This is a genomic window from Capnocytophaga catalasegens, from assembly GCF_026005215.1.
Classification (GTDB): Bacteria; Bacteroidota; Bacteroidia; order Flavobacteriales; family Flavobacteriaceae; genus Capnocytophaga; species Capnocytophaga catalasegens.
This window is the reverse complement of sequence record NZ_BPMA01000012.1, coordinates 112,020-125,019: the sequence shown is the minus strand read 5'-3', so window position 1 is coordinate 125,019 and position 13,000 is coordinate 112,020. Positions and strand designations below refer to the sequence as shown.

14 protein-coding genes are annotated in these 13,000 nt (G+C 34.2%); 6 read left to right on the top strand and 8 right to left on the bottom strand.

Annotation, left to right across the window (positions count from 1 at the left end; all coding sequences use genetic code 11):
* Nucleotides 1-83: 83 nt before the first annotated feature.
* The 3 genes from OO775_RS02970 to prmA are packed head-to-tail and all read left to right on the top strand — an operon-like array spanning nucleotide 84 to nucleotide 1,910.
* Complete coding sequence (locus tag OO775_RS02970; RefSeq protein ID WP_264845522.1) at nucleotides 84-377, top strand: DUF493 domain-containing protein; 294 nt, start codon at nucleotides 84-86, stop codon at nucleotides 375-377.
* 36 nt (nucleotides 378-413) lie between these two features.
* The gene (locus OO775_RS02965) at nucleotides 414-1,046 is read left to right on the top strand and encodes a DUF4290 domain-containing protein (RefSeq protein WP_264845521.1); all 633 of its coding nucleotides are present in this window, start codon (nucleotides 414-416) and stop codon (nucleotides 1,044-1,046) included.
* A 36-nt stretch (nucleotides 1,047-1,082) separates the two neighbouring features.
* Entirely contained in the window at nucleotides 1,083-1,910 is an 828-nt protein-coding gene (gene prmA, locus OO775_RS02960) for a 50S ribosomal protein L11 methyltransferase (RefSeq protein ID WP_264845520.1), read from the top strand.
* Between the two features lie 71 nt (nucleotides 1,911-1,981).
* On the opposite strand, the gene ychF is transcribed toward prmA, so the two are convergent.
* Together ychF and OO775_RS02950 are read right to left on the bottom strand one after the other, a co-directional pair.
* The gene (ychF, locus tag OO775_RS02955) at nucleotides 1,982-3,073 is read right to left on the bottom strand and encodes a redox-regulated ATPase YchF (protein ID WP_264845519.1); all 1,092 of its coding nucleotides are present in this window, start codon (nucleotides 3,071-3,073) and stop codon (nucleotides 1,982-1,984) included.
* Nucleotides 3,074-3,195: 122 nt separating this feature from the next.
* On the bottom strand, nucleotides 3,196-3,519 hold the full coding sequence (locus OO775_RS02950; RefSeq protein ID WP_264845518.1) for a translation initiation factor: 324 nt from the start codon (nucleotides 3,517-3,519) through the stop codon (nucleotides 3,196-3,198).
* Between the two features lie 381 nt (nucleotides 3,520-3,900).
* On the opposite strand from OO775_RS02950, the gene OO775_RS02945 reads away from it, so the two are divergent.
* On the top strand, nucleotides 3,901-5,142 hold the full coding sequence (locus tag OO775_RS02945) for a sulfate adenylyltransferase subunit 1 (protein ID WP_264845517.1): 1,242 nt from the start codon (nucleotides 3,901-3,903) through the stop codon (nucleotides 5,140-5,142).
* Nucleotides 5,143-5,166: 24 nt separating this feature from the next.
* Here OO775_RS02945 and dgt read toward each other — a convergent pair whose 3' ends face one another.
* From dgt to OO775_RS02920, 5 genes are all read right to left on the bottom strand, one after another.
* Complete coding sequence (gene dgt / locus OO775_RS02940) at nucleotides 5,167-6,519, bottom strand: dGTP triphosphohydrolase (protein ID WP_264845637.1); 1,353 nt, start codon at nucleotides 6,517-6,519, stop codon at nucleotides 5,167-5,169.
* Nucleotides 6,520-6,558: 39 nt separating this feature from the next.
* Complete coding sequence (gene murA, locus OO775_RS02935) at nucleotides 6,559-7,869, bottom strand: UDP-N-acetylglucosamine 1-carboxyvinyltransferase (RefSeq protein WP_264845516.1); 1,311 nt, start codon at nucleotides 7,867-7,869, stop codon at nucleotides 6,559-6,561.
* A 48-nt stretch (nucleotides 7,870-7,917) separates the two neighbouring features.
* Complete coding sequence (locus tag OO775_RS02930) at nucleotides 7,918-8,571, bottom strand: DNA alkylation repair protein (RefSeq protein ID WP_264845515.1); 654 nt, start codon at nucleotides 8,569-8,571, stop codon at nucleotides 7,918-7,920.
* Between the two features lie 24 nt (nucleotides 8,572-8,595).
* Entirely contained in the window at nucleotides 8,596-9,486 is an 891-nt protein-coding gene (locus OO775_RS02925; RefSeq protein ID WP_264845514.1) for a tetratricopeptide repeat protein, read from the bottom strand.
* Nucleotides 9,487-9,796: 310 nt separating this feature from the next.
* A complete protein-coding gene (locus OO775_RS02920; protein WP_264845513.1) occupies nucleotides 9,797-10,837 on the bottom strand; it encodes a vWA domain-containing protein in 1,041 nt (346 codons plus the stop codon).
* Nucleotides 10,838-11,043: 206 nt separating this feature from the next.
* Here OO775_RS02920 and OO775_RS02915 point away from each other — a divergent pair, with 206 nt between their 5' ends.
* Nucleotides 11,044-11,871 carry an endonuclease I family protein gene (locus OO775_RS02915; protein ID WP_264845512.1) on the top strand — a complete coding sequence of 276 codons (828 nt, stop codon included), beginning with the start codon at nucleotides 11,044-11,046 and terminating at the stop codon, nucleotides 11,869-11,871.
* Nucleotides 11,872-11,894: 23 nt separating this feature from the next.
* Here the strand turns inward: OO775_RS02915 and OO775_RS14200 are convergent, their stop codons facing one another.
* On the bottom strand, nucleotides 11,895-12,020 hold the full coding sequence (locus OO775_RS14200) for a hypothetical protein (protein WP_507762577.1): 126 nt from the start codon (nucleotides 12,018-12,020) through the stop codon (nucleotides 11,895-11,897).
* Here OO775_RS14200 and mltG point away from each other — a divergent pair.
* The gene (gene mltG / locus OO775_RS02910) at nucleotides 11,967-12,995 is read left to right on the top strand and encodes an endolytic transglycosylase MltG (RefSeq protein ID WP_507762576.1); all 1,029 of its coding nucleotides are present in this window, start codon (nucleotides 11,967-11,969) and stop codon (nucleotides 12,993-12,995) included. The genes OO775_RS14200 and mltG overlap by 54 nt on opposite strands.
* The last annotated feature ends 5 nt before the right edge of the window (nucleotides 12,996-13,000 follow it).

Here is a 13,000-nt window from a genome sequence, read left to right as displayed (position 1 = left end):
ATTTTATGAACAAAAGAATTTTTATTTGTCAAAATAAAGTCGTGATATTATTAAAAATACGTATCTTTGCCCAAAATAAAAATATGTCTGCACAAACTCAAAATCCAGAGGATTTTTACAAACGACTCAAAGCGAAATTAGAAGAAAATACAATATTCCCTACTGAATATTTGTACAAATTTATTCTTCCTGCACAAGAAGAAAAAATTGCTGAACTTTACAGTGTTTTTGACGGAATTCAAACTGAAATCTCAACCAAAGATTCTTCCAGTGGAAAATATGTAAGTTTTTCGATAAAACTCTTTGTTGAAAATGCAGACCAAGTAATTGATTTTTACAAAAAAGCATCAAAAATAGAAGGAATTGTATCTCTATAACTACCCAAACGTAATATTTTAATCAATTTGTACCAAATGGAATACAATACAGAAAGAACTCCGCTAATAATTCCCGAATATGGAAGACATATTCAAAAACTGATTCAGCAAGCAACGACTATTCAGGATAGAACCGAACGTAACAACGTAGCCAGAGCGCTTATTGCAGTAATGGGTAATTTGAACCCACATTTGCGTGATGTACCCGATTTTCAACACAAACTTTGGGATCAATTATTCATAATGTCTGATTTCAAACTTGATGTTGATTCGCCTTTTGAACACCCTACGCGGGAATCTGTCAGAGTGAAGCCTGCTCGTTTGAACTATCCGCAACGACACCCGAAATATCGCTTCTACGGGAATAATATTTTGCAAATGATTGAAGTATGCAACTCGTGGGAAGAAGGTGATTTGAAAAATGCACTGAAATTTGCCATTGCCAATCATATGAAAAAATGCTTCTTAAACTGGAATAAAGAATCTGTTGAAGATGAAGTTATTTTTGAACACTTAAAAGAACTCAGCGGAGGGAAAATAAACTTGGCAAACTATGAAGAAGATTTGTCTGCACCCAAGAATTTCCAACGAACGAAGTTTCAACGCAAAAATAATAACAAGAAACAAAATAATTATTCAAATAATAATAACCGAAGAAAAAAATATTAACATAAAAATTATCCAAAAAGGCAGAGTTTTATCAGAATGACAAATTATATTGAATATATTTTTGATGTAAATCCCATTGAAGGAGCCGAAATATTGATTGCCGAACTTGGTGAAGTTGGGTTTGAAAGTTTTGTAGAAACAGAGTGTGGAGTTTCTGCTTATATCCAAAAAGATTTGTGGAATGATGATCTTTTAAGTGATATTTTCATATTGACCAATCCAGATTTTTCGATTTCCTATCAAATGAAAGAAATTGAACAAGTGAATTGGAATGAGGAATGGGAAAAGAATTTTTCTCCGATTGTTGTTGATGATATTTGCTCGGTTCGCGCTACATTTCACCCCAAGCCCAATACAAAATACGATATTATTATCGACCCCAAAATGAGTTTCGGAACAGGACATCACGAAACTACTCACATGATGCTTCAACACATTTTACGAATGAAGCTTAATGAAAAAAAAGTACTTGATATGGGCTGTGGTACCGGAATTTTAGCAATTATGGCAGCGCATAGAGGAGCTACTGATATTCAGGCAATTGATATTGATGATTGGTGTTGTCAAAACGCAACAGAAAACATATCTCACAACGGATTTGATTTTATTAGTGTAGAAAAGGGTGATGCGTCGTTACTCGCTGGACGTAGTTATGACCTTATTATTGCTAATATCAATCGAAATATTCTTTTGGAAGATATTCCTACTTATGTTAAAAGCCTTAATCCGAAAGGGACTCTTTTACTTAGTGGTTTTTTTATTGAAGACCTTATTGTCATTACGCAAAAATGCGAAGATAATGGGTTACAATTTGTTGAAAGTATTGAGCGCAATAGATGGATTTCTGCTCTATATACATTGTAGTTTTTAGCAAAAAAAATAACTTTGGGAAAAATAAAATTTCTTCCCAAAGTTGAAGACTTAAAATAGAAAAACTAAACATTGAAACGGAAGTGCATCACATCTCCGTCTTTTACGATATATTCTTTACCTTCTACACGCATTTTTCCTGCTTCCTTTACTTTTGCTTCACTTCCATAATGAACAAAATCGGTGTATGCGATAACTTCGGCACGGATAAAACCGCGTTCAAAATCAGAATGGATAACTCCTGCGGCTTGTGGAGCGGTATCTCCGATGGTTATTGTCCAAGCGCGAACTTCTTTCACTCCTGCGGTAAAATAAGTTTGCAAGTTCAATAATTTGTACGCTGCACGAATAAGTTTTGAAGCACCAGGTTCGTCTAAACCGAGGTCTTGTAGGAACATTTGTCGTTCTTCATAGCTTTCAAGTTCGGCAATATCAGCTTCGGTAGCAACAGCTAAAATGATAATTTCTGCATTTTCATTTTTGATGGCTTCTTTTACAGCATCTACATGTTTGTTGCCCGATACAGCTGATTTTTCGTCTACATTGCAAACATACAAAATAGGTTTAGCTGTCAAAAGCTGAAAACCTTTTATAATTTCTGCCTCTTCTTGAGAAACTTCCACAGCCCTTGCCGAAATTCCTTTCAAGAAAGCTTGTTGAAAACGAGTTAAAAGCTCTTGTTCTTTTTGAGCTATTTTATCACCTGATTTGGCAGCTCTATTTACTTTTTCTAAGCGTTTTTCAATTGTATCAAGATCTTTGAGTTGAAGTTCAATATCAATAGTTTCTTTATCGCGAATAGGGTCAACACTTCCATCAACATGCACAATATTATCATTGTCAAAACAACGCAATACATGTATAATCGCATGACACTCGCGGATATTTCCCAAAAACTGATTTCCTAATCCTTCACCTTTGCTAGCTCCTTTTACAAGTCCTGCAATATCTACTATTTCAACTACGGCAGGTTGTACGCGCTCTGGTTTTACAAGCTCTTCCAGTTTTTCCAATCGAAGGTCGGGTACATTAACTACGCCCAAGTTGGGTTCTATTGTACAGAATGGGAAGTTCGCGCTCTGTGCCTTAGCGTTTGATAAACAATTAAATAATGTTGATTTTCCTACATTAGGAAGCCCTACGATTCCTGCTTTCATATTTTATTATCTATTTTAGTTTGTAATAAATTTGGTCGGCAAAGATACGTTATTTTGCTATACATTAAAAAATATTTTTTAGATATATAATTTTTTGTTTTTAAATGAGATTTTTAAAAAATTTATCCTCCAACTCTTTTTACTTTAAATCCTTTATCTTTCAAGAGTTGCATAATTTTATCTCGATAATCGCCTTGTATAATAATAATATCATTTTTGAAAGAACCACCTACACCAAGTGTTGTTTTGATTTCTTTGGTCAATTTTTTAAAATCAGCTTCTGCACCTGTATAACCCTCAATGAGTGTTTGAGGTTTTCCGTTTCTTTTTTCATATTTGCACAAAAGAGGCTCGTCTTGTAGCCAAATGTCATCAACAGGGATTCTTTCTTCTTGTTGAAAATTGTGGTCAGGGAACAATTTTTTGAGTTGGTCTTGTAAATCCATTGGGTGTAAAATTTTGATTGGGCAAATTTAGCATTTTTATTATTTCTTATAACTATCGTATTTGTTATTGTATATCCGGTTAGTGTAATAAATAATTTTCATTGTGGTAATTTACCAAAAACATAAAATATAATTATCTTATTTTCAATGGTATTTTTTATTTTTGAATTCTATTTTTTGGCAAATAGATTTTTTTATTAGTGATTACGGAGATACATTATTTGTTTTATTTTTTTAAATACGAAAAACTCTTTTTAATAAAAAATTTTTGACAGATTAAATATCAAAATTATAACAAAACCTTGCTAATAATTTTATTTACAATCTAAAAATTAGTATCTTTGTCCCCAAAATATTTAGTTTTTTCTTAGAAATTAGAAGATGGATATACTACGATTTTTAACCGCTGGAAGCGTTGATGATGGAAAAAGTACACTCATTGGGCGACTTTTGTATGATAGCAAAAATATATTGATAGACCAAATGGAAGCTCTTGAACGAAGTTCCAAAAACAGAGAAGACGGAAGTGTAGATTTGGCACTTCTTACCGATGGATTACGAGCTGAGCGCGAACAAGGAATTACTATTGATGTAGCTTACAAATATTTTTCTACTCCCAAGCGAAAATTTATTATTGCAGATGCTCCAGGACATATTCAATATACACGAAACATGGTTACAGGAGCTTCAAATTCAGATTTGATAATTATTTTGATTGATGCTCGTAATGGGGTTATCGAACAAACAAAACGTCATTCAATTATTGCTTCTCTTTTGAATATTCCATATGTAGTTGTTGCTATTAACAAAATGGATTTAGTCGATTATAGCGAACATCGATATAATGAAATAGTAGCTCAATATCAAGAAGTTGCAAAATCATTGAATCTGAAAAATGTAACTTTTATTCCTATAAGTGCTTTAAATGGTGATAATATCGTAGATGTTTCTGAAAATATAAAATGGTATACTGGAAATACATTACTCAACTTGTTAGAAACCACAGAGTTACAATCTTCTACAAACTTAACCAACGGACGTTTTCCAGTACAATTAGTACTTCGTCCCCAAACAGATGACTTGCACGATTATCGCGGTTATGCAGGACAAATAGAAAGTGGTATTTTCAAAAAAGGAGATACAATAGTTGTATATCCATCTGGAGTTTCGGCAACTATTTCAGCCATTGAAGTAAATAACAAATTAGTTCAAGAGGCTTTTGCTCCTCAAAGTGCTGTTCTTCATCTGGAAGAAGATGTTGATATAAGTAGAGGAGACCTTATAGTAAAACCAGATAATCTGCTAAAAATCAATCAAGAAATAGAGGCACTTGTTTGTTGGATGGACGATAAACCAATGAATCTTCGTAATCGATATCTATTACAACATAACACCAAAGTTGTTCCGGCTATGATTAAAGGTATTGATTATAAACTTGATGTTAATACTCTTGAAAAACAAACCGATATTACTCAAGCAAGGCTCAATGAAGTGGTTAAAGTACAACTGAAAACAGCTTCGCCATTGGCTTATGATAGTTACCAACAAATAAGAACCAACGGAGGAGCAATACTTATTGATGAAACAAGTTTTGTAACCGTTGGGGCTGTGCTTTTTATTTAAATAAGAAATATTTTATTTGTTTGACTAAGAAACCAATCCAATAGTGCGGGCATGTAATTCTGCTACCTTTGTATCAGTAAGACTTGCTATGTAACAGACGATACCTAGGAGCATCTCGTAGAGTGTTTTGTCTTGACTAAAATAGCGTTGTGGTAGCGTTTTGAGCATTAGTGTATCGTATGAGGTTGCTTTACCTTCCAGATGATTCATTACGGCTGTAAAGTAAATATCTAAGATATTCTGCAAAATAGCGTATCCTGCAATTTCTTTTTCTACGACTTGCCCAGAGCGATATATTTTATCAACACTCATACTTATAATATCCTGTATTTGTGCTTTATATATACTTTTGTCAAGAAGAGAGGTATGAAACTCTCCTTGTAGAATAGCTTCTTCATTTTCTAAAAACACACGTTGTGCGTCTTGAATAAGTGTTCCGATAGACAATGCCCTTAGGTAAGCCATTCGGTCTTCGCGTGTATGTAGGTTATGATATTTGTTTGTAATGTTTTCTTTGGTTATACGACTATCTTGTATGAGTTTAGAAAGATATTCAAGGGCATATTCTTCGGCAATCCAGCCTAAATTGATACCATCTTCAAAATCAATAATGGTGTAACAAATATCGTCGGCGGCTTCTACTAAGAATGCTAATGGGTGACGAGCAAAGCGAAGCGTTTGTTGTGAATAACGTATCAGTCCCAACTCGGTTGCTACTTCTTCAAAGAAATGTTTTTCGGATTGAAAAATGTTATATTTCTTATCTGCAATGTGTAAAGTAGGTTTCACAGGAAGCGATTCTTTCGGATATTTGATAAAAGTTCCAAGGGTGGCATAACTTAGCCGAAGACCTCCTTCTACGCCTGTTCGTGATTCGGTCAGAATGCGAAATCCGTTAGCATTTCCTTCAAAATTACATAAATCTTGGTATTGAGCATCGGTTAGTTGGTTTGCCACTTCTTTTCCTTTTTTATACTTGAAGAAATCTCCGAGAGCTTTTTCTCCACTATGTCCAAACGGAGGGTTTCCTATATCGTGTGCTAAAGCTGCGGAGGCTACAATTGTACCAAAATCATTGGTATGATAGCCTAATTGTTGTAAATGAGGATATTTTTTGAGGATTTCATTGCCTACAAACCGACCCAACGATCGACCTACGACCGAGACTTCCATACTATGTGTAAGTCGCGTATGTACAAAGCCTGACTTAGATAGTGGTATAACTTGCGTTTTGTCTTGTAAGCTACGAAATGAATCTGAAAAGACAATTCGGTCATAATCTACATCAAACACTAAGCGTGTTTCGTTTTCATTTTTGCGTAGTCGCTCTTTCACATCGCCTTGTTTGCGAAGAGAGAGCAATCGTTCCCATTGCATTGTCATATTTCTAAACTGTATACTATTATATATTGATTATCAATTAGTTCTAATAATTTTTGCCCCTATTGCTCTTAGTCGTTGGTCAATATTTTCATATCCCCTATCTATTTGTTCGATGTTATGAATGGTCGATGTGCCTTTGGCAGAAAGCGCAGCGATAAGCAAGGCTATTCCTGCACGAATATCGGGAGAAGACATAGTTGTTGCTTTGAGTGCTGAGCGAAAATCATTGCCAATAACCGTTGCCCGATGCGGGTCGCAGAGTATTATTTTGGCTCCCATATCTATCAGTTTATCTACAAAGAATAGACGACTTTCAAACATCTTTTGATGAATGAGTACTTCGCCCCGCGCTTGAATTGCTACTACCAGAATAATACTTAACAAGTCTGGTGTGAAACCAGGCCAAGGTGCATCGGCAATAGTCATTATTGACCCATCAATAAATGATTGTATTTCATAACCTTTTGTATGTGCCGGTATATGAATATCATCTCCCTGGCGTTGTAAAACAATTCCCATTCGAGCAAAAATGTTTGGAATGATACCTAAGTGTTCCCACCCTACATTTTTGATAGTTAATTCGCTTCGAGTCATGGCTGCCAGTCCTATCCAGCTACCGATTTCAATCATATCGGGCAAGAGCGTGTGTGAGCAACCTCCGAGTTTCTCTACTCCGTTTATCGTGAGCAAATTAGAGCCAATACCTTGAATGTCTGCACCCATTGCATTGAGCATTCGGCAAAGTTGTTGTACGTATGGCTCACACGCAGCGTTATAAATGGTTGTTGTTCCTTCGGCAAGCACTGCTGCCATTATAATATTGGACGTTCCTGTTACGGAAGCCTCATCGAGCAGCATATTTGTTCCTTTAAGTCTTTTGGCAGTTACGTCGTAGAAGTGCTTCTCGGCATTGTATTCAAATTTGGCTCCGAGCTTGACAAAACCTTCAAAGTGGGTATCTAAACGGCGGCGTCCTATCTTGTCCCCGCCTGGTTTTGGGATATGCCCCTTTCCGAAGCGTGCTAAAAGTGGTCCTACTATGAGTATAGAGCCTCGTAGGCTTTGTCCTTCATGGTTAAATTGTGTTGATGAAAGATACTTTAAATTGATTTCATCTGCCTGAAAAGCATATGAACCTTTCCCGATTTTCTGTATCTTTACACCAAGATTTCCTAAGAGTGAAATTAGTTTATTTACGTCTAAAATATCAGGAATATTATGAATAGTTACTTTCTCTTTGGTCAAAAGTACAGCACATAATACTTGAAGAGCTTCATTTTTAGCTCCTTGTGGAGTAATTGAACCTTGTAATTGATGTCCGCCTTCTATTGTAAATGTTCCCATTCTATGATTTTTTTTAATAGTTAAACTCTAATGATAAAAAATGACTTGTTATAAATATTTTTTAGCTTCTTTAAGGCTTAATTTAGCCATTTTATGTTCATATTTCTCAATAAAATTCCTTACCCATTGCGGATTGGTCTTACTATAATCTCGCAATGCCCATCCGATGGCTTTATTGATAAAAAATTCGGTTTGTTCTAAATTATTTACGAGAATTTTTTCTAATAATTCGGTATTTGTATTCTCTTTTCTGAGGAGTTGATGGTCAATAGCTACTCGTCGAAGCCATTTGTTGGTATCAATAGACCATTGTAGAAGTATCTTGTTGGTTTGTGGATAGTCAAGAGCTATGGCTCCTACTATTCGGTCTAAACAATCTATTGTATCCCACCAAGATTTACTAAGAATAAGATTTTTCAATGCAGGTATGTCATCAAAAGTAAGTTGTTTTTGATGTATTTTTAGATATTCCAAAGCAATATACTGCATCTCTCGATATGGACTTTCCCAACATTGCTTTACGAAATCCCAATCGAGCATAGCTTTTTTTTGCTCTTTGAAAAAAGGTTTCATAAGTTCTTTCCGAATAGGCGATTGTAATCCTAAGAATGCAAACTTATGTAGCATATAAGCACTCATTTGTTTGGCTACATCGTTATTCTGATGTTTTTCCAACATATTGAAAATAGCTGTAAAGTCCATAGATTATAAAATGCGACACAATGCTTACCAATCTTTCTGTGAGCGAGCTGGACGTCCTTTCACTTTTTGTGTATTTACTTTCTCTTGAGTTTTTTTATCCTCATTATTCATTGCTTCGAGAATACGCTCAGCTTGTTGAGGAGATATCTGACCTTTTTGAGGTTTATCTCCTTGCCCTGATTCATTTCCTTTATCTTCTTTATCTTGTCCGTCTTTATTTCCTTCGTTTTGATTCGGATTTTGTTTTTTATCCTGATTTTTATTCTCTTGGTTTTGGTCTTTATTGTCTTGGTTTTGATTGTTTTTGTTATCCGGATTATTTTTATTGTCTTGATTTTGGTTTTGATTATTTTTATTGTCTTGTTTTTGATTATTTTTATCTTGATTTTGATTTTGTTTATTATCTTTATCGTCTTTGTTTTGCTGATTTTCAGGCGGATTGTTTTTCAAAAACTCTTTGGCAAGCGCAAAATTGTAGCGTGTTTGCTCATCTTCTGGATTATTTCGAAGTGCTTCTTTATACGCCATTACTGCTTTGTCATACTGTTTTTGTTGCATAAATACATTGCCCATATTATGGTATGCTTTATGCTTATCTTCCTTGCTCGCATCTTTAATCATTGATGCTTCTTTGAAAAAATGACCTGCCTCTCCATACAATTTTTGTTCATATAGCAAATCTCCCATATTGTAAGAAGCTGCGGTGTTGTTTTTGTTTTGAGAAATAGCTTTTCTATAATCAGCTTCTGCTTTCATAGATTTTTTTTCTTCATATAATTTGTTTGCTTGATATGTATATAGGGTTGATTTTTTTTCCTGTTTCTTATATTCTCGTTGCTCTGACTTAGAATTGTTTTTTTCTTGACCAAAAGCAACTGCTTGTATGATAAATATGATAAAAATTATTTTTTTCATAATAAATTGATATTCAGTTATTTTTAATTTCTTTTCATAAAGAATCGCTTACTTTTGAATTATTTTTAGTGATTTTGTTAAAAAACAATTTGTTTTTCTATTGCTCCTTGTTTGTTTTTGATTATTTTTTATTTTAGTTGCTCCTTGTTGTTTTTTAGTTGCTCCGTGTTTCTGTTGTGTTGCTTTTAATTGTTTTTTTGTTTGCTTTTAGTTGTTTTTGCCTTGCTCTTGGTTGGTTTTTGTGAAAAACAATTTAAATGTTCTTTGCTTCGAATTTCTTTGCTTTGCAGGTGGTTTTGTTTTTGTGTTATTATTGTTGTTGTTTCTCTCCAAATAGATTTAGTTTTTGAACCCACGCTGTTTTTCTGTACGAAATAAAAATATCACCTATCAAAAGAAGTAGTGCAAAACCTACAAACCATTGAAATTGATCTTTGTAGTCTGAAAACATTTGCGATTCGTATTCGTTTTTCTCAACTCCTTCTAGTGTGTTTTTAATAGCATCTACCACGTTTTGTGTATTGGTTCCGTCTAGGTATTTTCCGCCTCCCTCTTGTGCAATTTCTTCTAAAAGTCCTTTGTTTAGTTTTGTAATGACAACTTCTCCATTTAGGTCTCGTTTCAAAATCTGTATTTGTCCATTTTTTTCTGCAATAGTGCTACCTTTTTCTGTTCCTATGCCAATAGTGAATACTCGTATTCCGTTATCTTTGGCTTGTGTAGCTGTCTCTGAGGCTCCCATTTCGTGATCTTCACCATCTGAGAGAATAAAAAGTAGTCGTGCTGTGGGAGATTCCTTTTGAAAGTAATTTCCCGCTACATTGATTGCTTGTTGTATGGCTGTTCCTTGCGAAGAAAGCATATTCGTATTCATGTTTTGAAGAAACATTTTAGCTGCGGAGTAGTCCGTAGTAAGAGGTAATTGCGGATATGCTTGCCCTGCGTAAGCTACTAATCCAATTCGGTCTCCATGTAGGTTATTTATCACTTCCGAAGTGATTCTTTTGGCTTTTTCAAGTCTGTTAGGTTTTGTATCTTCGGCAAGCATGCTTTTTGATACATCAATAGCGAATACAATATCTACACCTTCTCGTTTTATGGTTTTAAGTTTTGTTCCCACCTTCGGATTGGCAAGTGCCACAACAAGGCTTATCAGTGCCAATGCAATTACTGCGAACTTTATCCACGTTTTGAATACCGAACGCTCGGGTGCTAGCTTTTGCATTGCTGTTTTGTCTGCAAATCGGGTTCTTGCTCTGCGTTTCCAAACTTGCAAACCAAAGTAAAATATCCACAAAATAGGAATTATAAATATGAGGTAAAAGTATAATTTTTCGTCTATGTGTATCATTTCTATGAAAATAAAATCAGAGGAACATTTATATTTTTGGCAAAAATACAAAATCTTTTTCAATCATTGATTATTCTTTGAAATTATCACAAATATTTTGACTGAAAGAAGAAATCTCCTTATAAATTGCTCAAAAATAAAAATATTATTTACAAATAAAGGCTATTTTTCGACAAAAATAATTAACTTTGCAAAAAAGTAATGCAATGAAACGATTTATATTGGCAATCCTTGTGATTGTTTTTTTATCTTGTAGTAAAGATAACTTAAATGGGCAGAGCAATAATGGAATTTTGCCAGAGCCAGAAACTCCTATAACTCCGCCAGAAACACCGCCTGTTAATCCGCCACAAACCACTTCTGATGTGAGTATTCCTTCGGGGTTGCTGTATTATTATCAAAGTGTAGATTTTAGTAAAAATGGTCAAGAATTGTATAATGACTTGGCACAACTTACCATTGCTAAACATACCAATATTTTGGGTTATGAGCAAAGGCATCCGTACTTACGAAAAGCCGATGCGAGTTTGTCTAACAAAAACAAAGTATTGCTTATTTATTCAGGACAAGAGGTAACTATTGGGAGTAATATTTATGATACAGAACATGTGTATCCGAAATCATTTCTTGAAGCAAAAACAAAAACAATAAGTATAGCTGACCTACATCATTTACGATATTGTGTTAGCAAAGATAATTCTACAAGAGGAAATAGAGCTTTTACCTCAGGTAATGGAGAGAAAGGAGTAGTTGGTAATTTTTGGTATCCTGGTGATGATTGGAAAGGCGATGTAGCACGTATTATTTTGTATATGAATTTGCGTTATAATGAAGCTTTTCATAAAGTAAGTACAACAACTCAAGGGGTAAATCTTTTTTTGCAATGGAATGTGGAAGACCCTGTTTCTGCGTTTGAAAATCAGCGAAATAATGAAATAGAAAAAGCACAAGGCAATAGAAATCCGTTTATAGATAATCCGTATCTGGCAACCAAAATATGGGGAGGCACAATGGCTCAGAATCTGTGGAAATAGTATTTTTTTACAAAAAATGGTTGTTAATGATTTGTGAATAATACTTTTTCTATATAATTTGCAAAAAAATATAATAAATTTTCAATATGAAAAAAATTTTGGTTGTTGTTATACTTGTTGTAGCAGTTGTTTTGGGTGTTTTTTCTTATAAAGTGTATAATGTACTTTTGGTGTCTAATACTAATTTTTCTACAGAACGTGAAGAAATTTTCATTCGGACAAACACTTCTTTTTCAGAACTTTTGCAACAATTGAACCCTTTTTTAAAAAATGAAAAAACTTTTGCAGAAGTTGCACGACAAAAAGGATATAGCACTCATGTAAAAGCTGGGCGTTATTTCTTAATCAAAGGGATGAATAATAACGAAATTGTCAATACATTACGCTCAGGAAATACTCCTGTTAAAGTAGCTTTTAATAATCAAGAACGCCTAGAAAACTTAGCAGGACGTATCTCACAACAGATAGAAGCAGATAGTATTTCTTTACTGAATGCTTTTATAGATAAAGCTTTTCTTTATCAAAACGAAATAACATTACCTAACGCTTTAAGTATTTATTTGCCAAATACTTATGAGTTTTACTGGAATACTTCGGCAGAGCAATTTCGCAATAGAATGCTCAAAGAATCTCAAAAATTTTGGAATCAGGATAGACTACAAAAAGCTCAAAAACAAGGACTTACACCTGCACAAGTAATCACTTTAGCTTCGATTGTTCAAAAAGAAACAGCCAAAGAAGAAGAACGTCCACGAGTAGCTGGAGTATATCTGAATCGATTGAAAAAAAATATGCTTTTACAAGCTGACCCAACAGTTATTTTTGGAGTAAAAGAACAAACAGGAAAGTATGATACGATTATTCGTAGAGTGTTGCATAAAACGCTAACTGTCAATTCTTTATATAATACTTACAAATATTCGGGGCTACCACCAGGGCCTATTACGATGCCTGATATTACGTCGATTGAAGCTGTTTTAAATCCAGAAATTCATGAATATTATTATTTTGTTGCTGATACAGAGAATATAGGGTATCACAAATTCTCCAGAACATTAGAGCAACATACCCAATATAGCAAACAATATCACAATTGGGTTAATTTGCAAGGGATAAAGCAGTAGAGGAA